Source organism: Gilliamella sp. ESL1225 (assembly GCF_058502635.1).
Window position 1 is genome coordinate 1660103 of record NZ_CP196358.1, and the last position, 24286, is coordinate 1684388.

The 24286-nt window shown below is 34.2% G+C and carries 20 protein-coding genes; 15 read left to right on the top strand and 5 right to left on the bottom strand.

Annotated elements, in window-relative coordinates:
* Positions 1-5 precede the first annotated feature (5 nt).
* Both ACSYSW_RS07610 and ACSYSW_RS07615 read left to right on the top strand, forming a co-directional pair.
* Entirely contained in the window at positions 6-593 is a 588-nt protein-coding gene (locus ACSYSW_RS07610; protein ID WP_491705629.1) for a hypothetical protein, read from the top strand.
* Positions 594-683: 90 nt separating this feature from the next.
* Positions 684-965 (top strand): hypothetical protein, encoded by a 282-nt coding sequence (locus ACSYSW_RS07615; RefSeq protein ID WP_491705628.1) that lies wholly within the window; start codon positions 684-686, stop codon positions 963-965.
* Positions 966-1475: 510 nt separating this feature from the next.
* On the opposite strand, the gene purK is transcribed toward ACSYSW_RS07615, so the two are convergent.
* Together purK and purE are read right to left on the bottom strand one after the other, a co-directional pair.
* The gene (gene purK / locus ACSYSW_RS07620) at positions 1476-2552 is read right to left on the bottom strand and encodes a 5-(carboxyamino)imidazole ribonucleotide synthase (RefSeq protein ID WP_491706060.1); all 1077 of its coding nucleotides are present in this window, start codon (positions 2550-2552) and stop codon (positions 1476-1478) included.
* A gap of 7 nt (positions 2553-2559) precedes the next feature.
* Positions 2560-3105, bottom strand: a complete 546-nt coding sequence (gene purE / locus ACSYSW_RS07625; RefSeq protein WP_491705627.1) for a 5-(carboxyamino)imidazole ribonucleotide mutase — start codon at positions 3103-3105, stop codon at positions 2560-2562.
* Between the two features lie 341 nt (positions 3106-3446).
* On the opposite strand from purE, the gene flhB reads away from it, so the two are divergent.
* Both flhB and flhA read left to right on the top strand, forming a co-directional pair.
* Positions 3447-4604, top strand: coding sequence for a flagellar biosynthesis protein FlhB (gene flhB, locus ACSYSW_RS07630; RefSeq protein WP_491705626.1), 1158 nt, complete (start codon positions 3447-3449; stop codon positions 4602-4604).
* Positions 4597-6681 carry a flagellar biosynthesis protein FlhA gene (flhA, locus tag ACSYSW_RS07635; protein WP_491705625.1) on the top strand — a complete coding sequence of 695 codons (2085 nt, stop codon included), beginning with the start codon at positions 4597-4599 and terminating at the stop codon, positions 6679-6681. The genes flhB and flhA overlap by 8 nt, the downstream gene beginning before the upstream one ends.
* A gap of 173 nt (positions 6682-6854) precedes the next feature.
* On the opposite strand, the gene ACSYSW_RS07640 is transcribed toward flhA, so the two are convergent.
* Entirely contained in the window at positions 6855-8327 is a 1473-nt protein-coding gene (locus ACSYSW_RS07640; protein ID WP_491705624.1) for an aminoacyl-histidine dipeptidase, read from the bottom strand.
* 252 nt (positions 8328-8579) lie between these two features.
* On the opposite strand from ACSYSW_RS07640, the gene gpt reads away from it, so the two are divergent.
* The 4 genes from gpt to ACSYSW_RS07660 all read left to right on the top strand — a co-directional run bounded on the left by gpt (position 8580) and on the right by ACSYSW_RS07660 (position 12806).
* Positions 8580-9011 (top strand): xanthine phosphoribosyltransferase, encoded by a 432-nt coding sequence (gene gpt, locus ACSYSW_RS07645; protein WP_491706335.1) that lies wholly within the window; start codon positions 8580-8582, stop codon positions 9009-9011.
* Between the two features lie 116 nt (positions 9012-9127).
* A complete protein-coding gene (locus ACSYSW_RS07650; protein ID WP_491705622.1) occupies positions 9128-10387 on the top strand; it encodes an alpha/beta hydrolase in 1260 nt (419 codons plus the stop codon).
* 26 nt (positions 10388-10413) lie between these two features.
* Entirely contained in the window at positions 10414-11523 is a 1110-nt protein-coding gene (proB, locus tag ACSYSW_RS07655) for a glutamate 5-kinase (protein ID WP_491705621.1), read from the top strand.
* 14 nt (positions 11524-11537) lie between these two features.
* Positions 11538-12806, top strand: a complete 1269-nt coding sequence (locus tag ACSYSW_RS07660; protein ID WP_491705620.1) for a glutamate-5-semialdehyde dehydrogenase — start codon at positions 11538-11540, stop codon at positions 12804-12806.
* 100 nt (positions 12807-12906) lie between these two features.
* Here ACSYSW_RS07660 and trhP read toward each other — a convergent pair whose 3' ends face one another.
* Entirely contained in the window at positions 12907-14244 is a 1338-nt protein-coding gene (gene trhP / locus ACSYSW_RS07665; RefSeq protein WP_491705619.1) for a prephenate-dependent tRNA uridine(34) hydroxylase TrhP, read from the bottom strand.
* Positions 14245-14627: 383 nt separating this feature from the next.
* Here trhP and licT point away from each other — a divergent pair, with 383 nt between their 5' ends.
* The 7 genes from licT to ACSYSW_RS07700 all read left to right on the top strand — a co-directional run bounded on the left by licT (position 14628) and on the right by ACSYSW_RS07700 (position 23200).
* Positions 14628-15473 (top strand): BglG family transcription antiterminator LicT, encoded by an 846-nt coding sequence (gene licT / locus ACSYSW_RS07670; protein WP_491705618.1) that lies wholly within the window; start codon positions 14628-14630, stop codon positions 15471-15473.
* 333 nt (positions 15474-15806) lie between these two features.
* The gene (locus ACSYSW_RS07675; protein ID WP_491705617.1) at positions 15807-17729 is read left to right on the top strand and encodes a beta-glucoside-specific PTS transporter subunit IIABC; all 1923 of its coding nucleotides are present in this window, start codon (positions 15807-15809) and stop codon (positions 17727-17729) included.
* Positions 17730-17742: 13 nt separating this feature from the next.
* On the top strand, positions 17743-19137 hold the full coding sequence (locus ACSYSW_RS07680; RefSeq protein WP_491705616.1) for a glycoside hydrolase family 1 protein: 1395 nt from the start codon (positions 17743-17745) through the stop codon (positions 19135-19137).
* A 233-nt stretch (positions 19138-19370) separates the two neighbouring features.
* Positions 19371-20126, top strand: coding sequence for a histidine phosphatase family protein (locus ACSYSW_RS07685; RefSeq protein WP_491706059.1), 756 nt, complete (start codon positions 19371-19373; stop codon positions 20124-20126).
* 222 nt (positions 20127-20348) lie between these two features.
* On the top strand, positions 20349-21683 hold the full coding sequence (locus ACSYSW_RS07690; protein ID WP_491705615.1) for an OprD family outer membrane porin: 1335 nt from the start codon (positions 20349-20351) through the stop codon (positions 21681-21683).
* A 27-nt stretch (positions 21684-21710) separates the two neighbouring features.
* Positions 21711-22475: a histidine phosphatase family protein gene (locus ACSYSW_RS07695; protein ID WP_491705614.1), complete on the top strand. Its 765-nt coding sequence runs from the start codon at positions 21711-21713 to the stop codon at positions 22473-22475.
* A 167-nt stretch (positions 22476-22642) separates the two neighbouring features.
* Positions 22643-23200 (top strand): methylated-DNA--[protein]-cysteine S-methyltransferase, encoded by a 558-nt coding sequence (locus ACSYSW_RS07700; RefSeq protein WP_491705613.1) that lies wholly within the window; start codon positions 22643-22645, stop codon positions 23198-23200.
* Between the two features lie 180 nt (positions 23201-23380).
* Here ACSYSW_RS07700 and ttcA read toward each other — a convergent pair whose 3' ends face one another.
* A complete protein-coding gene (ttcA, locus tag ACSYSW_RS07705) occupies positions 23381-24280 on the bottom strand; it encodes a tRNA 2-thiocytidine(32) synthetase TtcA (RefSeq protein ID WP_491705612.1) in 900 nt (299 codons plus the stop codon).
* Positions 24281-24286: the final 6 nt, after the last annotated feature.

Genomic DNA, 24286 nt, shown 5'->3' on the forward strand with positions numbered 1-24286 from the left:
CCGAAATGTGCAATAAAATAATTCAAACTGAAAAAGCAAAACTCTATTATGACAAAGCTGAAACCATTCGATTGAAGGCCAAAACCAGAAAGGAATATCGTGAGGCGGCCACTAATTACCGCAACGCTTACCTTGCCTATAAAAGCGATTATAAAAATGCACGCAAACTTGACGATGAATATACTAAAAAAGGCACAATTAAGATTTACATTAAAGATGATAAACAAAATAATACCGCGTCTTTCATACAGGATATCATAAGAGTGAGTGGCATTAAATTTGTCGATTGTTTAAGCTGTGCAGATATTGTTATGACACTTAAACTGTATGATACTTATACTGTTAATGATGGTGATCTTGAAATTACTGATGATGAAGGTCAAAGTTATCCATTAAGCGCATCACAAATTAAAGAAATGATGAAACAGGATTCTAATTTGAAATATAAGTTGCGTGATTATAAATCTAATGGAATTTTAACTATTTCAGGTATTTATAATTTAACCGATCAGTATTCAAATAAAGAGATCCATGCTCAAAAATATATGGAAAAGAAAATTCGCAGTATTACCAATGATTTATTAACATTGTGATAAAAATAAATAAAGGGTTACAAAGGTAACCCTTGATCCTTTAAATTATCTTTTTATATAAAAATATTTAAAATAGCTGTAAACAAAATTATGCGTGTTTTTTATCTTGCTTTTATCATTTTAGCCTCGTTATCAATGACAGCGTGTCAGGGAGTTAAAAGTAATAAAGAGGAAGTAATTAGTGCTATGAGAGGAAAAGATTATACCTCTGTATTAATCCATTTAAAAAACTACACTGTCCCCCTTTTTCTTAACGAGTCAGATGAAAGAATCATTTTTACAAATCAAATGCTTGATAAATTAAATACTATTGCTAATCAACTTATTAATAATGGGAAGACAAATGATTACAAAAATAAAATGACTGCTTAACAAATATTACTTGGAATTAAAGGAATTCCTGTCAACAAATCAAATGCAAAATACATTAACACTTTCCCGTCCAATTACACTTCTGAGCAACTTGAACAATTCATAGATAAAAATAAAACTGCTTTTCAAAATTCGCTCGCTCCTGCTTCAGGTAAAGCTGAAGAATATTATCAATCAATGATTGTGATCTTAAATTTATTAATAGAAATAATAGGAAGATCCCATTACCATTAAGTGCATGGCGCATTAAAGAAATTATTGAAAAAAAACCTACCTAAAACATGATTTGCCAGATTATAAGTCTTATGGATATTTAACAATTTTGGGTCTTGATACATTATCTGAATCGTTTGAAAGCCATCAACAAAATGTTCAAGACCATATGCGTGGTAAAATTAATGAGGTTATTATAGACTTAATGGAGTTGTAATTACCTGAAAACAGGCTTGAAAATGAGCCAAATAAAGTCGAATCATTGCAATTTATTTGGCTTATGCTATCACATCATTTTCAATTGATTGCTTGTAAATTTTGCATTGCCCAATTTAGCGCATCGTGATAATTAGCAGGTAATAAAGGAATTAAATTATTTAGCCCCTTTATTAATCGATTAACATCAGTATGCGTTAAATTTAAATGCCCTACTTTGCGCCCAGCTCTCACCTCTTTTTCATACCAATGTAGATGCACAAGCTCCTGCTCAAGCCAATTGCTATTGTAATTTGTACCAATTAAATTTACCATCACAGAAGGTGCAAATACATTTGGTTTTGGCATAGGTAAATTTAAAATCGATCGTAAATGTAATTCAAATTGACTTATCGATGCACCGTTTTGTGTCCAATGCCCACTGTTATGAACGCGCGGTGCAAGTTCATTAATTAATAATGTATTATTTACAACAAAACACTCCATTGCCATCACACCAATATAATTTAATGTATTCATAATCGTTTTAAGCATCTTTTCGGCTTGGTGCTGTAATGGATCATGCAAAAAAGGGTTAGTGATACTAATATGTAAAATGCCATCTTGATGAAAATTTTTAGTCAACGGATAAAATACGGTTTCATCATGAGTGTTACGCGCACCAATTAAAGATAATTCATGACTAAACGGAACAGTTTCTTCAACAATCGCTTGCCCATAAATTTCTTGCGAGATATTTTTGTTATTATTAGCATCGATACGCCATTGCCCTTTGCCATCATATCCCCCTTCGCGACGTTTTACGATAAGCTGTGTACCCAATTTATTAAACAAATTCGGCCAATCGGAATAGTGATTTAAGAGTGACCATCTCGCGGTGGGTAATTGTAATTCATCCAATAATTTTTTTTGTCTATACCTATCGGCAATAATAGGGAATATTTCTCGATTAATAAAAGCTGGCTGCTTTGCAAGCAGCTCTGTAAAAGGCGTTTTATCCCAACGTTCAATTTCGGCGGTGATAATGGAATGTTGATAAGGGATTTCTTTCGCAAAAGCATCGACGCCAACGGGATAAACATGAATACCTAATGGCTCACCGGCTTGTTTTAACATGCGCCCAAGTTGACCATTACCTAAAACACATACTGATTTGATTGTCATATTATTCATCCACATTAGGATCGGGATGATTTAATACATCCTCGGTTTGTTTTTGCCTAAAGTCCATTAATCGTTGCTCAAGATTAGGATCAGTTAAAGCCAAAATTTGCGCCGCAAGTAAAGCGGCATTGGCAGCACCTGCTTTACCAATCGCTAAAGTACCAACCGGAATACCCGTTGGCATTTGCACGATAGAATATAAGCTATCAAGACCATTTAATGCCTGACTTTGCACAGGCACACCTAATACGGGAATTAAAGTCTTACTTGCAACCATACCAGGCAAATGCGCAGCGCCACCTGCTCCAGCAATAATGACTTGCAAGCCATTTTTTTTTGCATGCTCAGCAAATTGAAACAGTTTATCGGGAGTTCGATGAGCAGAAATTATTTCACAATGATAATTAACATTAAGTTTTTCTAAAATATCTGCCGCATGCTTTAAAGTAGACCAATCACTTTTAGATCCCATAATAATGGCGATTTGTGGAGAGGGTGAACAAGATTCAACCGCTTGAGAAGATTGCTTAATTGATAAAATTGGCATGACATTGAACAATTACATTAAGAAATCGGTTTGCAAAGTATAAACGTAACTTAATCTAGATTGCAAAGTTAATTTTTGCACTAAACGGTTATTTATTGATATATGTCTATTACTTCTAAGACCATAAAACAGCAAAATTAAGGAATCTAAAAAAGCTATAGGTATTAACGCTCAACATGTTATCTTCGTTGCACAAATTCCCCTTTAATCCCGCAAAATACCGCTAAAAAGTTGTGTTTTTCGGGTCAATAAGCCATTTATTTTCGTTCATACTTATCAACAATTTAAACGCGAAATATCGAATAAAACCTAAATCAAATAAAACTTAGAGTAGTTTTTTCATGGCTGATGAGAGTGACCTAGAAAAAAGTGAACAGCCCACCCAAACGAAATTAAAAAAAGCCAAAGAAAAGGGGCAAATTCCGCGTTCTCGCGAATTAACGTCAATGGTTATTTTATTAGTGGGTGCCGTTATCTTATGGTTACTTGGATCACACATCGCTACCGATTTAAAAATCATGATGCAACAGGCAATGCTTTTAAGTAAACGAGGCGATGACGAAACGCAAATGATGGTAAATTTTATTACACTAATAAAAGCCGGCGGTTGGGTTGTATTACCCATTATGTCCGTTTTGGCAATTACCGCATTAATCATTCCCACCTGTATTGGCGGTTTATTATTTAGTTTTCAATCCCTTAAACCAAATTTTAAAAAATTAAATCCTGTTTCAGGAATAAAAAAAATCTTTAGTACAAAAATGTTAGCCGAATTTAGCAAAGGGATTTTAAAAGTCGTTTTAATTGCCATTATTACGGGGTGGTTTTTATGGACTTATTTTCCTCATTTTATTCGCTTTCCCTCCATGAATTTAGATGTCGCGCTAGAGGATGCTTTTTATTTACTATTCTTTTGTGGTTTTTTGGTCATTTTTGCATTATGGCCGATGGTCAGTTTTGATATTGCTTATCAAATATGGAGTAATCTAAAAAACCTAAAAATGTCTAAGCAAGAAATTAAAGACGAATTTAAAGAACAAGAAGGCGATCCGCTCGTTAAAGGTCGAATCAGACAAATGCAGCAGATGATAGCTCGGCGTAAAATGATGGGAGATGTTGAAAAAGCCAATGTTATTGTGACTAATCCAACGCATTATGCCGTTGCTTTACATTATGATGAAAAAACCATGAAGGCCCCTAAAGTGTTAGCAAAAGGTGCCGATAAAATTGCATTAAAAATTCGTGAATTAGGCAATGAGCACAACATTCCTCAATTAGAAGCCCCACCTTTAGCAAGAGCGTTATATCGTCATAGTGAAGTTGGCGAAACGATTCCAACTGAATTATATGCTGCTGTTGCCGAAGTTTTAGCTTGGGTATTTCAATTAAAACGTTGGCAAAAATGGGGCGGACAAGCGCCAATAAAACCTCAAAATCTATCTGTTCCTTCATCCTTAGATCCTGCTGTTAGCAAAAGAGACTTATCCGCATATGAATAAATCTAATTTTTCAAAACTCCTTTCTTTAAAGGCAATAAAAAATCCGCATTATCAAGTATTAGCGGGTCCTTTACTCATTTTGCTTATTCTAGCAATGATGGTTTTACCCTTACCGGCTTTTATTTTAGATTTATTTTTTACCTTCAATATTGCGCTATCTATTATTATTCTTATCGTCGCTTTATTTACAAAACGGGTATTAGATTTTGCTGCTTTCCCAACGGTATTATTATTCGCAACTCTATTACGTTTATCTCTCAATGTGGCCTCAACGCGTGTTGTCTTAATGAAAGGACATAATGGCTCAGATGCGGCCGGCAAAGTTATTGAAGCATTTGGGCATTTTTTAGTAGGTGGTAATTTTGCTATCGGCATTGTGGTATTTATTATTCTAATTATTATAAATTTTATGGTCATTACTAAAGGTGCTGGGCGCATTGCTGAAGTTGGCGCACGTTTTGCGTTAGATGGCATGCCAGGTAAACAAATGGCTATTGACGCCGATTTAAATGCTGGGCTGATTGGTGAAGATGAAGCGAAAAAACGGCGTAGCGAAGTCACGCAAGAAGCCGATTTTTATGGCTCAATGGATGGGGCAAGTAAATTTGTCCGTGGTGATGCAATTGCCGGTTTACTTATTATGGCAATTACCATTATTGGTGGTCTAATCGTTGGTATTGCTCAGCATAATATGGAATTTTCCGAAGCGAGCCATACTTATGTACTTTTGACAATTGGTGATGGCTTAGTTGCACAGATTCCATCATTAATTATTTCAACTGCAGCTGGGGTAATTGTAACGCGTGTTAGTACTGATGATAACGTCAGTGAACAAATGCTAGGACAATTATTTAAAAATCCGCAGGTCTTGATTTTAACAGCCGTTGTCATTGGCTTATTAGGGTTAATACCAGGGATGCCTAATTTTGTCTTTTTAGTGTTTACTATAGGCTTATTATCGTTAGCTTGGTGGCTTAATAAACATAAGCATATCCCCACTAATGATGCGCAAGAAACCCTTCAAGCGACTGAAAAACCTAAACAAGTTGAAGCTAACTGGTCTGATGTCAATATTGAAGACACGTTATCAATGGAGGTCGGTTACGGTCTTATTCCAATGGTCGATCAAAATCAAGATGGACAATTATTAAGTCGTATTCGCAGTTTACGCAAAAAATTCGCGCAGACTATCGGATTTTTACCACCCTCTGTGCATATTCATGACAATATGAGTTTAAATCCTTATCAATATAAATTTTTAATGAAAGGTGTCGAACTGGATAAAGGTGAAATTTTACACAATAAATGGCTAGCGATTAATCCCGGTAATGTTACAGAAGAAATTGACGGCATTGCAACTAAAGAGCCGGCCTTTGGTTTGCCAGCAGTTTGGATCGATAAAAACGATAAAGATCACGCCCAAATTGCAGGATATACAGTTGTTGATAATAGTACCGTTATTGCAACGCATCTTAATCATTTATTACAACTACATGCTGGAGAACTTTTTGGTCGACAAGAAGCACAAGATTTAATTGAACGTTTAAAACAAGAATTACCGAAATTATTAGAGGATTTTATTCCTAATGTGATACCTTTGACGGTTTTTCATAAAGTTTTACAGCAATTAATTGCTGAACAGGTATCCATTCGTGATATGCGGACTATTATCGAAACATTTTGTGAGCATGCGCCAGTACAAACTGATCCAGCTGATTTATTAGCCATTATACGTGTTGCCTTAGGTCGTTCTATTACTCAGCAATGGTTTGCGGGAAATAATGAAGTGCAAGTGATTGGTTTAAGTATGAATCTTGAAAAGATCCTTTTACAAGCCGTTCAAAATGGTGGCGGTTTAGAGCCGGGTCTCGCCGATACCTTAATCAAACAAACCGAACAGGCAATAAACCAACAAACCGTTATCGGTGCTCCGCAGGTTTTACTTGTTAATCATACCTTACGCCCTATGCTATCACGTTTTTTACGGCGCAGTTTTCCACAATTAGCCGTTTTGTCAAATTTTGAAATTAGTGATAATAGGCAAATTAAAATGACAGCACAAATTGGCAATGACTAATTTATTACTGAATTTTTCAGTAATTAAATATTAAAAGGATTTTAATATAAAAAATAGCGTATTAATAAAATTAATACGCTATTTTGCTAGGTGATTTAATTATTGTTAGCTGGTTGGTATTGATAACCCTTTATTAAGTATTTTTCCAATAAATGGTTATTAACCCTTTTTTATTAACTGCTTTTCTTTAATTGGCTTGCTGATTTAAGTATTGCAATTAATAATTCCCAATAACGATAAACACTATTTATATTTACTTTTTCATCGGGCGAATGGGGTGAAACAATCGTTGGACCAATCGATACCATGTCTAAATGCGGATAAGATTGTTTAAATAAACCACATTCTAAACCTGCATGAATCACTTTGATTTTTGCCTGCTTAGAAAAGATTTCATAATACTTATCTTGTGCTAATTGCAACAGTTTTGAAGTTAAATGTGGTTGCCATCCCGAATAACCGCCTGATACTTCATAACTCGCTTTAGCAAGTTCACTGTGCGAAATTAATGACGAAATCACGGCATCTTTTTGGCTATCAATTAAGGAACGAATTAAGAAATAAGCTTTTACTTGACTGTCTTCAATTGTTAAAACGCCAAGATTTAGCGATGTTTCGACAATTCCTTCAAATTGATTACTCATACGGACGACACCATTAGGAGCAGAATTTAGCCAATTAATGATTTGCGTTTGATAATCAAATGATAATCCTCGTTTAACACCATCATTTTTAATCTCAGTGACACTAATACTTAAATTTGGTTCAACATCACCTAATTCATTTTGTAAAATAGCTTGATATTGCTTAATTAAATCTTCAATTTGAGATCGGTGTATTGGATTTATCGAAATTTCGGCGAACGCTTCGCGCGGGATTGCATTGCGCAATGAGCCACCTTTTATATCCATTAATCGAAAAGGAACATCATTTATGTATTGCGCAAAAAAACGAGCCATTACTTTAATCGCATTAGCACGACCTAAATGAATATCACATCCTGAGTGCCCCCCTTTTAATCCTTTAACAGCTAAGCGCAAATAACAATCATGTCCTTCAGGAGTGACACCATAGGTAACAGGAAAACTTGAACAAAAATCAGCACCACCCGCACATCCTGTAAAAATCTCACCTTCTTCTTCGGAGTCGGTATTAATTAAAAATTGGCTTTTAAGCCAATTGGATGCAAGACCAAACGCGCCAACCATACCCGTTTCTTCAGATGTAGTAATTAATACTTCTAAAGGTCCATGCTCAACGGAGGGATCAATTAAAACAGCGAGTGCCGATGCTAAGCCAATGCCATTATCCGCTCCTAAGGTTGTTCCTTTTGCTTTTACCCATTCGCCATCAATATAAGCTTTAATGGCATCAGTTTGAAAATTATGTACTGTCTCTTCATTTTTTTGTGGCACCATATCCATATGAGCCTGTAAAGCGATAGATGGGCAACTTTCCAATCCTTTGGTTGCTGATTTTGTCAGTAATACATTACCCACCTTATCAACTTGATAATCAATTTGATGCGATTTGGCAAAGTCAATGATAAATTCGCGAATCTTTTCTTCATGATGAGAAGGATGGGGAATGTTGCAAATCTCATTAAAAATTTTCCACACAAATTTGGGCTTTAGAGTCTCAAGCATAAGTTAACCTTTTGTTTAAATAAATAATAAATTAATGAGTGGTTTTTATTAGTTATTCACTCTATAATTAAGTGCAATTTTACATTCATTTCAAGCCCATTCATATGTTTTTATTGTAATGGGAAGTTTCGTCAAAATTGTAGGTCACACATGTCAATTGAACAAATGTTATTTGAAGAAGAAATCCAATCCAAAAAGCAATTAAAAGCTGATATCATTGCCGAAAAAAAGAAATTCACCGTCACTTGGGATATGTTACAAATGTACGGTCGTCAGCTTTCTGAACGTTTATTACCGGCAAATCAATGGCGAGGTATCATTGCAGTCAGCCGTGGCGGTTTAGTGCCAGCAGCAATATTAGCACGAGAATTAAGTATTCGCTATGTCGATACCGTTTGTATTTCTAGTTATGATCACGATCATCAACGTGAAAAAATGATATTAAAACGTGCTGAGGGTGATGGCGAAGGATTTATCGTTATTGATGATTTAGTTGATACAGGAAGTACCGCTCAGAGCATTCGTCAAATGTACCCTAAAGCTCGCTTTGTTACTATTTTCGCAAAACCTAATGGTAAACCTTTAGTCGATGATTATGTCATTGATATTCCACAAGACACATGGATTGAACAACCGTGGGATATTGGATTAATGTTTGTTAAACCAATATCAGATCATAGTTAAATTTATAATAGGTTTATAACGTATTTAAAAACGTCTTGTCGACGATATAGGCGTCAATTAAATGGTTGAGAGTTCGTCGAAAATTAGGGATTAATTGAATATTAAGGATCAGTTAAATGGCAATTGAAAATTTATCTATAAAATTGTTTAAACCGCATTTGGCTTACCCCGAAACATCGACATTGATTACTCGAAAAAATAGCCTAGATGGGAATGCAACAAGCTCGATAGATAGTAAAATTGCCACTAACTGGTATCGCAACATAAACCCATTTTTGTGGTATAACCCCTCTTTACCTATTCTTGAAGCTGCCGAAGTCCTCGCTCGGATTTCGGCATCAAATCAACCGCATAGTTCAAATAAATGGTTAGATACGGTTATTGGCTTCCAATCCGGTAATTGGATTTACGAATTTCTTTCGCAATCAGCTAAATGGTCAAACAAAGCCGATGATTTAGCAAAATTACCGCAAGCAGAACAATTTAAGGATCAATTACTTAACTATTATCTTACTGCGACACAATTTTGTAGTACTGCCAGTTATCCGCATTTTCATAATGATGAATTAGCGTTATATGCACAAACCTGTGCCTATAATTCTTTTAATAAAGCGATGAATTATAGCCCTTTTATCACTCGTAAAATTACCTTTATCTGTAACAGTAAATCGGCGACAGCACGCCTTTATATGCCGAATGATGATAAACCTTGCCCCGTTGTATTACTCTGCAGTGGAATGAGCAATTTACAAACCGATTATTATCGATATTTTACCGATTATCTAGTTAAACAAGGGATTGCTTTACTTACTTTAGATTTCCCAACTCTTGGCGATAGTCGAAACTTTAAATTAAGTCAAAATAGCACTGAATTATACCAAGCAGCTTTAGAACAACTCTATACATTACCTTGGATTGATAATAGGCAAATTTTTATCACAGGTATTCGCTTTGGTACACAAATTGCAACTCGTTTGGCTTTTTTAATGCCTAATAAAATTAGAGGATTATGTAATTTTTCACCTTTATTACATCAAATTTTTGTCGATAAATCGTTACAAATGGATTTACCATTTATTTATAAAGATATGCTGGCAAGCCGATTTGGATGCAGTGAAATTACTGATCAGCTTTTATCAGCCGAATTAAATTGTTTTTCATTAAAAAATCAAGGTATTTTAACAAGACCTTGTCCTTTTCCTGTGCTTAATATTCTTTTTGCTAATGATAAATTAGGCAGTAAAACCGATGCTTGTCTGGTGAATTCATCACAAAAAAACACGGTATTAACATTTCAAACAAAACCTTTAAAGCATAATTTAATCAATGCGTTACAAACCTCAGTTGACTGGATGAAAGCGCTGATATCTGACTAAATTTGCTTAATTTTACGAGATAAATTATGCATAATAATAAAAAAGAAACTATCGTTATTAAACTTGGCACGAGCGTTTTAACAAATGGCACAAAACAATTAGATCGGGCTCGTATGATTGAATTGATTTGCCAAGCCGCACAACTTCATCAGCAAGGTTATAAAATTATTATTGTAACATCAGGTGCTATTGCTGCTGGGCGTGCTTATCTTAACTTTCCTGATTTACCCAATACTGTCGCTTCTAAACAATTATTAGCCTCGGTTGGACAAAGCAGGCTGATTCAATGTTGGGAACAATTATTTTCAATTTATAATATTCATATAGGACAAATGCTGTTAACTCGAGCTGATCTCGAAGACAGAGAACGTTTTTTAAATGCTCAAGATGTCTTAAAAGCTTTATTAAATAATCATATTATTCCTATCATTAACGAAAATGATGCCGTTGCAACTGCTGAAATAAAAGTAGGTGATAATGATAATTTATCCGCCCTTGCCGCAATTTTAGCCAATGCAGATAAATTGATTTTATTAACAGATATTGAAGGACTTTATACTAAAGATCCTCGCTTTCATAAAGATGCAACTTTATTGCATGAAATTCATGTGATTAATGATGAATTACGTAGCATAGCTGGCGATAGTGTTTCGGGTTTAGGAACCGGTGGTATGAGCACTAAATTACAAGCAGCTGAAATTGCCGGTAGTGCAGGTATTGAAGTTGTTATTGCTTCAGGTGGACAAAAAAATGTGATTTTAGAAATTGCTAAAAACCAATCCGTTGGCACTAAATTTTTTGCTCCTAAAACGTTATTAGAGCATCGAAAACATTGGTTATTTGGGGCGCCTAAAGCCGGTGAAATTATTATTGATGATGGGGCAGTTAATGCTATTTTAAATCAAGGAAGTTCATTATTACCTAAAGGCATTTTAAGCGTTAAAGAGGATTTTTCACGCGGCGCAGTTATTGATATTTTTGATCGCCAAAATAAGCGCATTGCTCGTGGAGTTAGCCGCTATAATAGCGATGCATTAAAACAAATTGCCGGACATCATTCGCAAGAAATCAATCAGTTAATTGGTTATGAATATGGTGCGGTTGCTGTACATCGTGATGACATGATTATCAAATAATAAAAGGAAAACACATGTTAGATTCTATCGGAAAATCCGCTAAATTAGCCTCCTATCAATTAGCGCAATCAACAACTAGCATTAAAAATAAAGTCTTAATGACATTAGCAGATTTATTAATCGAGCAGCACCCCCCCATTCTAAAGGCAAATCAACAAGATATTTTAGCCGCTAAAAATGCCCATTTAAATGACGCGTTAATAGATAGACTTTTGCTAACTCCCGAAAGATTATCGAGTATTGCCAACGATGTCCGCAACGTTGCAGAATTAAAAGATCCTATTGGACAAATCATTGATGGTTACACGCTTGAGAACCAATTAAAACTACATAAACGTCGAGTTCCGTTGGGCGTGATTGGTGTGATTTACGAAGCTCGTCCAAATGTGACAATAGATATCGCGGCACTTTGTTTAAAAACAGGTAATGCGGCAATATTACGAGGCGGTAAAGAAACACTACAAACTAATCAAGCTATAATTCAAGTCATAAAGCAAGCTTTAACCTTACATGGTTTACCCTCGACTGCCATTCAGTATATTGATAACCCTGATCGCAAGTATATTGTTGAATTACTCAAACTTGATAAATATGTTGATATGATTATTCCTCGTGGTGGCGCAGCTTTGCAACAATTATGTAAAGAACAAGCAACGATTCCAGTTATTTTAGGAGGAATTGGTGTTTGTCATACCTATATCGATGAAAGTATGGATATTGATGCCGCATTACCTATTATTATTAATGCAAAAACACAGCGCCCAAGTACTTGTAATACAACAGAAACCTTATTAATTCATCAAAAGATAGCCGCTAAGCATTTATCGCATATTGCCAGCAGCCTAATCGATAATAAAATTACATTACATATCGACAAACACGCTATTGCTTATTTGCATGATCATTATTCTACCATTCCTAATGAAACCATTAAATTACTGAACGAAAGCGAATTAAGTCGTGAATGGTTATCTAAAGATTTAAATGTTGTTATTGTTAATACCCTTGATGAGGCAATTAATCATATACAAACCTACTCAACAGGACATTCTGAGGCAATATTGACCCGTAGTCTAACGAATGCTGAAAAGTTTATAAATCTAATCGATTCTGCTGCCGTTTATGTTAATGCATCGACACGTTTCACTGATGGAGGTCAATTTGGACTTGGTGCTGAAGTTGCCGTTAGCACGCAAAAATTACATGCTCGGGGACCGATGGGATTAGATGCCTTAACAACCTATAAATGGATTGGTTATGGTGATGATTTAATCAGAAAATAATTAAATTTAATCTTTTTTCAATACTTAGCCAGTTAAAACTGGCTAAGAAAAGCATAATAAGAAAATAAGCTAAATCGGTATTGATTACAAAAGCGTATTATTAAGAGAGATTACGCATTAATAACGCATAGTCTAAATCAATACTTTCATCAATCGGCAAATAGACAATATGACCATCACCAAGCCCAGCTTCTACGGATTGCCCTTTTTTATTTTCCATATGCTCAATAACAAAATTTACATTGCCGTTAGGCGTCATCATTTCAACACTATCGCCGACAGAGAATTTATTTTTAACAATAACTTCCGCTAAGCCATTTAATCGTTTACCACTAAATTCACCGACAAATTGTTGCCTATCTGAAACAGAATGACTGTATTTGTAATTTTGCATTTCTTCATGTTTGTGACGACGTAAAAAACCTTCGGTATAACCGCGATGTGCTAAGGAATCTAATTCAATTAATAAATTCGGATCAAACGGTTTACCTTCGCTAGCTGCATCAATTGCTTTACGATAAACTTGCGCTGTTCTTGCACAATAGTAAAATGACTTAGTCCGTCCTTCAATTTTAAGCGAATGTACGCCAATTTGCGTAAGGTTTTCAACCAATTCAACAGCACGTAAATCTTTCGAATTCATAATATAAGTACCATGCTCATCTTCATAAGCTTGCATATATTCACCCGGGCGACCTGATTCTTCGAGCATGAACATTTTAGCTGTGCTATTTTCAATATTCACTTTGATTTGTTTGCTTAAATCTGGTTCATATTTATGCACAACCTGCCCTATTTCATCTTCTTTGCCTTCGGCAACTTTATATTGCCAACGGCAAGCATTCGTACATGTGCCTTGATTAGAATCACGTTTATTAATATAACCCGATAATAAGCATCGACCTGAATAGGCCATACAAAGCGCACCATGAATAAAGACTTCAAGTTCCATTTCGGGCACTTTTTCTCGAATTTCTGCAATTTCATCAATCGATAATTCGCGAGACAAAACCGCACGCGTTAATCCCATTTGATGCCAAAATTTAACCGTTGCCCAGTTAACGGCATTAGATTGTACAGATAAATGAATTTCCATATCGGGAAAATGTTCACGAACAAGCATAATTAAGCCAGGATCTGACATAATTAAAGCGTCAGGTTTCATATTAATGATAGGCTCTAAATCACGAATAAACGTTTTTAATTTGGTGTTGTGTGGTGCTATATTCACGACAACATAGAATTTTTTCCCTTGTGCGTGAGCTTCATTAATGCCTATCGCAAGATTTTCATGGTTAAATTCATTGTTACGCACGCGTAAGCTATAACGAGGTTGTCCTGCATAGACCGCATCTGCACCATAAGCAAATGCATAACGCATATTTTTAAGTGATCCTGCGGGCGATAGCAGTTCGGGTTTTGTATAAAGAATAGTCATTTAAAAATGCCTCTGATTTCAAGTCAGTATTACGTTTTATGTAATAGGTTAAGCAAAATAGGTTGGCATTTTACGCTTTCACCTATAGATAAGCAAATTTAAACTTTACAATAACTATCAAATCATACGAAAATAATAAAAAAATAAATATCAATTCATGACTCTTGAATTATTTATTCATTGTTAAGAAAATACTAAAAAGTAAGTAAATTGCTATTTAATGGTAATCTATTAGAAAAATAGTATTTTAGTTGTGTTAATTTTATTCAATCATCATGATTACTGAAAAAAAATATGAACCTCATCACAGTTTGTTATTTTTTTACTTTATATTTCTAAATGAAAATTGATAATAACCGAACGTCACAAATAGAAAAACACCGATGAAAGTACATAAAATATTAAATAATAATGTTGTCGTAAGTATAGATGCTCAAGGAAATGAGATCATCATTATGGGTCGTGGTATTGGATTTAAAAAACGTATCGGAGATGAGCTGGATCCAACATTAATCGAGAAACAATTTTCATTACAAAATAATATCGCAATACCCAAATTTGCAGATTTATTAGCTCAGATCCCTGATGAAATTTTAGCAATTTCAGAACTAATTATTGAACATGCTAAAACTGTTTTAAACAATAAAATTCAAGATAATCTTTACTTATCACTGACCGATCATCTTAATTTTGCAATTAACCGACATAAACAAGGATTAGAAATTCCTAACGCTATACTTTGGGAAATTAAAAAATTCTATCCAAATGAATATCAAATCGGTTTATATGCACTTGAAATAATAAAACGACGTTTAAATATTGAATTACCCGAAGACGAAGCCGGATTTATAACCTTTCATATTATCAATTCACAGCATAAAGATTCGATAGGTAATCTGGAAACGCTTACTAAAATCATGAAAGAAATTTTACATATTGTAAAATATCACTTTCATCTCGAATATGACGATAATTGTCTTTCATACCAACGTTTTATCATGCATTTAAAATTTTTTTCTAAACGTATACTAAATCCAAAAAATGTACCGTCAGAAAACACATCATTATATGAACTTATTCGCCAAAAATATGCATTAGCCTTTCAATGTACTCAATTGATTGAAAAACATCTTATTACTCATTATCAATATAATTTAACAGAAGATGAAAGTTTATATTTAACTATACATATAGAAAGGTTAAGAAACGAATTAGGACAGCCATTATAATAAGATTCATAAGGTGATATTTATTTAATAAATTGATTAATATCACTAAAACAATAAATTAATGATTAATCATTGTAATAATAAAAAAATAAAAAATGATCTAATAAGACAAAAATGTGAACTATATCACGAACTTATAATTTAGATAGATTAAACACTATTTTCAAAAAAAAATTTATGTTAAGATATCGTTAAGTAGTAAAACTTAAATTATCCATATTTGGATTGTCATTACATTAACGGATTAATGGTTAATCCCGATGTAAGCAAAACCTAAATTCCTTATTCGTAGGGAATTTAGGTTTTTTTTTGCTCGATTAATAGGAATAAGATATGAAAGACCAACATTTAGCAGAAACAATTATTAAACTGGTCGGCGGTGAAAGCAATATTAATAGCCTTGTTCATTGCGCTACTCGTTTACGTTTTAAACTAAACGACACTAATAAAGCCGATGCAGAAGCCCTTAAAAAAATTAAAGGTATTTTGACTGTTGTCCAAAGTGGTGGGCAATTTCAAGTTGTGATTGGCAATCATGTGCCTGATGTTTATAAAGATATTATGAGTTTAATAAACTTAGATGATAAGCAAAATCAACAAACTGAAAGTAAAGAATCAAAAAATATTTTAGGCAAATTTATTGATATTATTTCTGCCATCTTTTTGCCTATCTTACCTATCTTAGTAGCATCGGGTATTTTAAAAGGGATTATTGCAGTTTTAATCGCAACTAATTTGCTAGATAAAGATTCTTCAACAATCATTATTTTATCAGCTATAGCTGATGCAACTTTTGTCTTTTTACCTATTATGTTAGGTTATACCTCGGTCAAAAAATTTGGCGGCAATCCATTTGTCGGTATGGCATTAGGGGGAGCGCTTGTTCATCCTAGTCTTGTAGGACTTTTACCCGTCGTTGGTGGTGTACCTATGAGTTTAGATACTTCGTTTTTCTTTATCCCTATTACATTAATCAATTATCAGTCATCTGTTTTACCCGTCATCCTTGCCGGCGCGGTATATAGCTTTATAGAAATTATTTTTAATAAAATCTTACATGATTCTTTCAAAAAATTTATTTCACCATTATTGGGGCTAGTTATAACCGTTCCTTTAACGCTAGCTGTCATTGGTCCTATTGCGACAACATTGAGTACTGGCATTGCTGATGGTATCCAAGCACTTTATAGTTTTAATCCAATTATTACGGCAATCATATTTGCCGCTTGTTGGCAAATATTTGTCATTTTTGGAATTCACTGGGGATTTGTGCCGGTATTTATTAATAATCTTGCAGTGAATGGTAAAGAAATTTTATTTCCTATTATTTTACCGGCTGTATTTGGTCAAGCAGGTGCCTCACTGGGTGTGATGTTACGTACTAAAGATAAAGATCTTAAAACCTTAGCTGGATCTTCTGTCTTATCAGGTATCTTTGGTGTCACAGAGCCAGCAATTTATGGCGTTAATCTGCCAAGAAAACGTCCTTTTATTTTTGGATGTATTGGCGCAGCATGTGGTGGATTAATAATCGGTATTTATCAACCTTATATGTATTCTTTCGCTTTTCCAAGTATTTTTAGCATAATGCAATTGATTCCAGATACTCCAGGAACAGTGCTTACTGAAGGTCTCTTACATGTTGTTTTAATGACAGTATTTGCAACATTATTATCCTTTATCATTGCTGCCGTTCTAACTTTTCTTTTCGGTCTACCGAAAACAACTAACGAAGACGATTTAAACTTAAGCAATATCGCTTCAAATAAAAATGAAGGTTCAAGTCATTCGCCAAAAACCACATGCACCGTAAACTCTCCATTACAAGGTAATGCACTACCATTAAGCAAAGTAAGTGATGCTGTTTTTGCAGGTGGCTTAATGGGGAAAGGGATTGCCATTGTCCCAACCGACGGGAAAGTTGTTGCCCCTGCCGATGGCACAATTATGGCTCTTTTTGCAACCAAGCATGCTATTGGTTTTAGAACAAATGATGGTGTTGAAATGCTGATTCATGTCGGTTTTGACACGGTAAAATTAAATGGCGAACATTTTGAAGCTCATGTCGATGCACAAAGTGAAGTTAAACAAGGTCAAACACTCGTTACATTTGATATCGAAGCCATCAAACAAGCCGGTTATGATATTACAACGCCTATTATCATCACCAATACTGATGAATATGTTGATGTCATTGCCTTGCAAGAAAAAGGCAAAGCGCAATTTAATGATCCTATCATTAGTTTAATTTGTTAAGAAAGGAGTAAAAATGTCTAAACAATTTCCAAATGAGTTTTTATGGGGCGGTGCTATTGCAGCCAATCAAGTCGAAGGCGCTTATTTAACTGATGGTAAAGGGTTATCATCCTCTGACTGCCAACCTAATGGCATATTTGGCGAACTCATTGATCGCGAAAAAATTAACGTTACTGGACTTAAAGATCAAGCAATCGATTTTTATCATCGTTATCCAGAAGATATCGCTTTATTTGCTGAAATGGGTTTTACTTGTTTACGAACGTCTATTGCCTGGACGCGTATTTTTCCAAACGGTAATGATAAAGAGCCAAACGAAGCCGGGCTCGCTTTTTACGACAAATTATTTGATGAAATGTTGAAATATAACATTCAACCTTTAGTAACATTATCGCATTATGAAATGCCTTATCACCTTATCAAATATTGTGGCGGTTGGGGAAATCGTGATGTTATTGATTATTTTGAACGTTATGCCAAAGTTGTTTTCGAACGCTATAAAAATAAAGTGAAATATTGGCTAACATTTAATGAAATTAATATGTCACTACATGAACCGATTACAGGTGTAGGATTACCTCGTGGTAGTTCTAAGCAGGAAGTCTATCAAGCAATTCACCATCAATTAGTGGCTAGTAGTCGTGCGGTTAAAGCGTGTCACGAAATCATTCCTGATGCAAAAATTGGTTGTATGCTATTAGGTGCTGTGAGCTATCCACTTACACCAAAACCAGAGGATGTTTGGGCATCTCACCTTGAAAATCATGGTTGGTTATTTTTTGGTGATGTGCAAGTTCGTGGTTATTACCCAACTTATATGAACCGATTCTTTAAAGAAAATAATGTCAATTTAACGATAACTGAACAAGATAAACGTGATCTTAAATCTACTGTCGATTATGTTTCGTTTAGTTACTATATGAGCTGCTGTGCAACTGCCGACGAAAGCCAAAAATCAAAAGGTAATATTTTAGATATGGTGCCTAATCCTTATCTAAAAGCTTCTGAATGGGGCTGGCAAATTGATCCAATTGGTATTCGTTACCTTCTTAATCTGCTCTATGAACGTTATCAAAAACCATTATTTATTGTTGAAAATGGTTTAGGTGCAAAAGACGTGATCGAAGATGATGGCACAATTAATGATGAATATCGTATTAATTATATGAATGATCATTTAGTTCAAGTCGCCGAAGCGATTGAGGATGGTGTTGATGTAATGGGATATACAAGCTGGGGACCCATTGATTTAATCAGTGCATCAAAAGCTGAAGTCAGCAAACGTTATGGCTTTATTTATGTCGATTTAAATCAAGATGGCACTGGGACATTAAATCGAATTAAAAAGAAAAGTTTTAATTGGTATAAATCTGTTATTGCGTCAAAAGGAGGCGTTTTAAAAGAATAAAAAATACAAGGTAACTATTTAATACAGATGTTAGGCGAATTAATTCGCCTAACATCTTGAATGAATTAAGTCAGAAATAGAATAAAGATTACTCAATCTTAATGAATAACAAAAATATTATTAAATTGTATCGGTAATCATTAAACGAGATTGATCTCGAAAAAACACAAGTTAAAAAGGTAATGAAAATGAAAATCAAAAATATTAAACAAGGATTTATAGCAGCAATAATCATGACGGTAACCCTACTGACAGGTTGTAGTAATTCGACAACAAATATCAAAAAAGATGACGAAATTACCATCTATTTTGCGCGCCATGGTAAAACTATATTTAATACCTATGACTTAGTACAAGGATGGGCAGATACACCATTAACCGAACAAGGCATTCAGGTAGCAAGATATTTAGGTGAAGGTTTTAAAGATATTAACTTTGATGCTTATTATACGAGCGATGCAGGTCGCCAACGTGAAACAATGCGAGTCATATTGGCACAAAAAGATATTCATGATTATACAATGCATGAATTAAAAGGACTTCGTGAAGTTTTTTTTGGTGGCTTTGAAGGTGGAACAAATGCAAATGTGATAAAAATTAGTGGTAAAGAACTCGGATATAAATCTGTAGAACAATATTACAAAGAATATCAAAAAGGCAATCTAGCCATCAATCGCATGATTGATGCTATCGCAAAAACTGATCCAAAACATGAAGCAGAAAATTATATTCAAGTAAAAAATCGTACTCAAGATGCATTAAATACCATTGTTAATAATGCAATAGCAAATAATCAAAAAACAATTTTAGCTATCTCATCAGGTATGTCGATGCAAGCGATGATTTCGGACTTAACTTATAATATTGATAAAAATAAACCGTTATCGAACGCGAGCGTTGTAAAAATTGTTTATAAAAATGGAGTATATTCCGTAAAAGAAATTGGTAGTCTTGAGTATGTTAAAAAAGGTATTGCGTCACTAAAATAATCGTTTTTTATATTAACTTAATTTAACGTAATGCAATAAAAGTTAAGCCATAAAGTAATAGTGATTTATCTATCTTTCTTAAGAATATGACTTAGCAAAATTGATTATTCAACATAATGGATTGTTACTGTTAAAAACAGGCAAAACCTAAATATGCGTGAAGATTTTATTTATCGCCATATTTAGGTTTTTTCATTATAAAAAAAGAAAAGGAATAAAATAATGCGATTGAAAACCATAACAATTTGTTTAATTAGTCTTATTAGCTGTTCGGCTTTTGCCGATGATGGGCTCTCCATCACTCAACAAAATGCTTTTTTAAGCAACCCTTTCTTTACGGACACAAAAGTCGTTTTATCGACTAAAAACTATTGGAAATATCTAAAAGAAGAAGATGAAAATCCTAAGACTGTCCATAATGCTTGGGGGCAAGGTTTTGCCGTCAGTTATCAATCTGGTTATTTTGCCGATTTTATTGGGTTTAATGCCGACTATTATGCCGCAATGAAACTCGCCGCCAGTGATAACTTTGCTAGCCGTGGTGTTTTATATAACAAAGGTAATGAAGCGAAAAAAAGTAATGCCGGTGGTTATACAAAATTTGGACAGCGCTACGTTAAATTAAAAGCCAATATTTATGATGCGGCACTTAAAGGCAATATTGGTTGGCACACTATGAAAAATTTTGGTGTTATTTCTAACACGACTCGTTTATCCCCAACAACTTACGAAGGTTATAGTGCTACATTAGATTATGGTAATCTCAATTTAAAAGCAGCCTATATTACGCACTCTATGGAGCGCGATTCACCAAAACGTAAACAATTTATTAGTCGTGATAAAAAGCATGATATTGATTATATTGCAACCGGTGATATCGTCTATAAAAATGATACCTTTAGTGCTGAATATGCCATTGGTGAAAGTCAAGATTATCTGCGTCGACAAATTTTTATCGGTAATTATAAACCGATCGAAAAACTTAATTTAGGTACTCAGCTTTACTTTACTAAATCCCTTGAAAATTATAATAAAATGTCATTATCAAAACGTTATTTTGATAATCATGCTAACCATTATGCATTTGACGTAAAATGGCAAGAGGATTTATGGAGTGCGAAATTAGGTTTTGGTTATACTCATGCACCTAAAGCGGATGGCGAGCTAGGTATTTACCATCGTCATATGTCAGGTAATTCAAGAAGTACATTTATTTCTATGGCATTTGCTGGCGAAGATTATTTACGCGATGGTGAAAAGGTCTTTGCCTCTATCATCGATTATAAATTACGTCCTGATCTCACTGTTGGTTTAACCACAAATTATGGTTATTTCGATTATAAAAATACCACCGTACATACTGGTGAGTTTAATGTATTCACACAATGGGTACCTACTGAGCAAAGTTTAAAAGGTTTATCAGTGTGGTGTATGCTTGGACCTGGTTGGTCATACAAAAGTAAAAATAAAACGCCAGTCTTGCGTGATGGTAAAGCGCAGATGGCACACTTTATGGCTGGTGAGTTTATCGCCGAATATCGATTTAATTTATTTTAACCCCATAATGAATAAGAGGAATATTTTATGAAAAAATTACTTAAAACTGTCAGTGTATTTTTTGTATTAATTTTTACTGCAACAAATGTTCTTGCCGCAGATGTTTATTTATATGTTACCCGGCACGGTAAAACAATGTTTAATAATGTTCACCGTGCTCAAGGTTGGTCAGATACTCCTTTAATTCCAGCCGGTGTTGAAGTTGCTCAGCAATTAGGTCGAGGATTACAAGGTATTCCATTTATCGCTGTTTATTCAAGTGATTCAGGGCGTGCTCGTCAAACTGCTCGCATTGTGCTTGAAGCAAAAGGTGAAGAAGCTATCACAGTACGCGAGCTTGAAGGTTTGCGTGAAACCAACTTCGGTAATTATGAAGGTGATCTAGATCCAAATATGTGGACTCCAGCTGCTAAGCATTTAGGTTATATCGATGACAAAGCTTTATTTGCAGATTATGCTAAAGGTAATGTTACCTTAAATCAAATGATGGATGCGATAGCTGCTGTTGAAGTATCAGGTCAAGCAGAAGATTACAACGCTGTAAAAACACGTATGCAAAATTCACTACAACAAATTGCGAAATCCGCTCAAGCACAAGGCGGCGGTAATGTATTAGTTGTATCGCACGGTATGGCAATTACAGCAATGGTGCAAGATTGGTTAGATACTCCAAGTACAACCTCTTTAGCAAATGCAAGTGTAACTAAAATTCGTTATACAGATGAAGGTAAATTTATTGTCGAAAGCTATAACGATGTAAGTTATATCGAAAAAGGTCAAAAAACTCAATAAAGATTCAAATTGACTAATCATTTTTTGATAAACTCGCAATCATATCTAATAATGGCTCATGTCTTGAGCCATTATTTTTTTGTTTTCTAAAAAATCTACCATTAAAATAAATATAAGTTACTCTAAATTATCTTTAATACACAATTTCATAAACTAATGGATAAACAATGAATTATAGTAATAATTATTTTTGTGAGTATGAATCCCCCCTTGGCATTCTTTTATTAGCAAGCGATAAAAATTCATTAACAGGTTTATGGTTTGCAGGTCAAAAATATTTACCTAACTGTTTGCAAAATCATGATATCCCCTCGATGACACCAAAACTTGCCATTTTTGAACAGACTAAACATTGGTTAGATGATTATTTTAATGATCGTTTTTTATCACAAAAAAACAAAACTCAACCTATTATACCTTCTATTGCTATTAACCCAAATGGAACAGCCTTTCAAAAACAAGTTTGGGAGATATTAATGAGTATTCCTTATGGTGAAACAATCAGTTATGGCGATATAGCCAATCAAATCGCCAAACAAAACAATCTGAAAAACATGTCAGGTCAAGCTGTCGGTGGAGCAGTCGGTCGTAATCCTATTTCAATTATTATTCCTTGTCATCGTGTGATTGGCAGTAATGGCAATTTAACCGGTTACGCAGGTGGATTAGATAAAAAAGTCGCATTATTACAATATGAAGGTATTAACGTAGATAGATATAAATAAAACCCAACTATACTTTCAGAAAATAACAAGAAGCATTATGAAAAAATATTTAGGCAAAAAAAATCCCACTAACAAATAATTGCGAGTGGGTAGAATGGAATATAAATGTATTACTGGTTTCAATAATAGCATTTTTTTATTAAAAAGCAAACTTTATTTAATTATTTTGTAAATTAATTATTAATCATTGATTTCTTTCCATAAAATGGGGGTTTGCTGAGCTAGAAATTCATGATTTACAGTTGATGGCGCAGCGATTTCTTCGCGATCAAATGCTAAATCGCCGCCATTAATTACCTTATCGCCCTGTTTTATATTTTTAAAATCAAATAAGTTTGTGTCGCAAAGATGCGATAAGGTAATATTTTGTGTCGCTCTAAACATAGTTTCAATTCGACCAGGAAATTTTTTATCCCACTCATTTAATAAATCTTTAATCACTTTACGCTGTAAATTAGGTTGGGATCCGCATAAATTACACGGAATAATTGGAAATTGTTTTAATTCAGCATAGCGAGTAATGTCTTTTTCTTTACAATAAGCAAGCGGACGGATAATAATATGTTCCCCTGAATCATTCATTAATTTAGGTGGCATTGCTTTAAGTTTACCGCCATAGAACATATTTAAAAAAAGCGTTTCTAAAATATCATCCCGATGATGACCTAATGCTATTTTAGTCGCGCCTATTTCGCTTGCAACGCGGTATAAAATCCCACGACGTAAACGTGAACAAAGTGAGCATGTCGTTTTACCTTCAGGGATCTTTTCTTTCACAATTCCATAGGTATTTTCTTGCACAATTTTGTATTCAATACCTAATGAAGATAAATATTGTGGGAGAACATGTTCAGGAAAACCTGGCTGTTTTTGATCCAAATTGACAGCAATAATATCAAAATGGATAGGAGCGCTAATTTTAAGATTTAATAAAATATCGAGTAGCGTATAACTATCTTTGCCGCCAGAAAGGCAAACCATAACTCGATCGCCCTCTTCTATCATATTAAAATCAGCGATTGCTTCACCAGTTAAACGCCGCAATCGCTTATGTAGTTTATTTTGATTATAATTATTCATTACAGT

Bases quoted from the DNA above. Each gene is read 5' to 3' on its own strand.
- ACSYSW_RS07610 (WP_491705629.1), top strand. From the start codon at position 6: ATGTGCAATAAAATAATTCAAACTGAAAAAGCAAAACTCTATTATGAC.
- ACSYSW_RS07615 (WP_491705628.1), top strand. From the start codon at position 684: ATGCGTGTTTTTTATCTTGCTTTTATCATTTTAGCCTCGTTATCAATG.
- purE (WP_491705627.1), bottom strand. From the start codon at position 3,105: ATGCCAATTTTATCAATTAAGCAATCTTCTCAAGCGGTTGAATCTTGT.
- flhB (WP_491705626.1), top strand. From the start codon at position 3,447: ATGGCTGATGAGAGTGACCTAGAAAAAAGTGAACAGCCCACCCAAACG.
- flhA (WP_491705625.1), top strand. From the start codon at position 4,597: ATGAATAAATCTAATTTTTCAAAACTCCTTTCTTTAAAGGCAATAAAA.
- ACSYSW_RS07640 (WP_491705624.1), bottom strand. From the start codon at position 8,327: ATGCTTGAGACTCTAAAGCCCAAATTTGTGTGGAAAATTTTTAATGAG.
- gpt (WP_491706335.1), top strand. From the start codon at position 8,580: ATGTTACAAATGTACGGTCGTCAGCTTTCTGAACGTTTATTACCGGCA.
- ACSYSW_RS07650 (WP_491705622.1), top strand. From the start codon at position 9,128: ATGGCAATTGAAAATTTATCTATAAAATTGTTTAAACCGCATTTGGCT.
- proB (WP_491705621.1), top strand. From the start codon at position 10,414: ATGCATAATAATAAAAAAGAAACTATCGTTATTAAACTTGGCACGAGC.
- ACSYSW_RS07660 (WP_491705620.1), top strand. From the start codon at position 11,538: ATGTTAGATTCTATCGGAAAATCCGCTAAATTAGCCTCCTATCAATTA.
- trhP (WP_491705619.1), bottom strand. From the start codon at position 14,244: ATGACTATTCTTTATACAAAACCCGAACTGCTATCGCCCGCAGGATCA.
- licT (WP_491705618.1), top strand. From the start codon at position 14,628: ATGAAAGTACATAAAATATTAAATAATAATGTTGTCGTAAGTATAGAT.
- ACSYSW_RS07675 (WP_491705617.1), top strand. From the start codon at position 15,807: ATGAAAGACCAACATTTAGCAGAAACAATTATTAAACTGGTCGGCGGT.
- ACSYSW_RS07680 (WP_491705616.1), top strand. From the start codon at position 17,743: ATGTCTAAACAATTTCCAAATGAGTTTTTATGGGGCGGTGCTATTGCA.
- ACSYSW_RS07685 (WP_491706059.1), top strand. From the start codon at position 19,371: ATGACGGTAACCCTACTGACAGGTTGTAGTAATTCGACAACAAATATC.
- ACSYSW_RS07690 (WP_491705615.1), top strand. From the start codon at position 20,349: ATGCGATTGAAAACCATAACAATTTGTTTAATTAGTCTTATTAGCTGT.
- ACSYSW_RS07695 (WP_491705614.1), top strand. From the start codon at position 21,711: ATGAAAAAATTACTTAAAACTGTCAGTGTATTTTTTGTATTAATTTTT.
- ACSYSW_RS07700 (WP_491705613.1), top strand. From the start codon at position 22,643: ATGAATTATAGTAATAATTATTTTTGTGAGTATGAATCCCCCCTTGGC.
- ttcA (WP_491705612.1), bottom strand. From the start codon at position 24,280: ATGAATAATTATAATCAAAATAAACTACATAAGCGATTGCGGCGTTTA.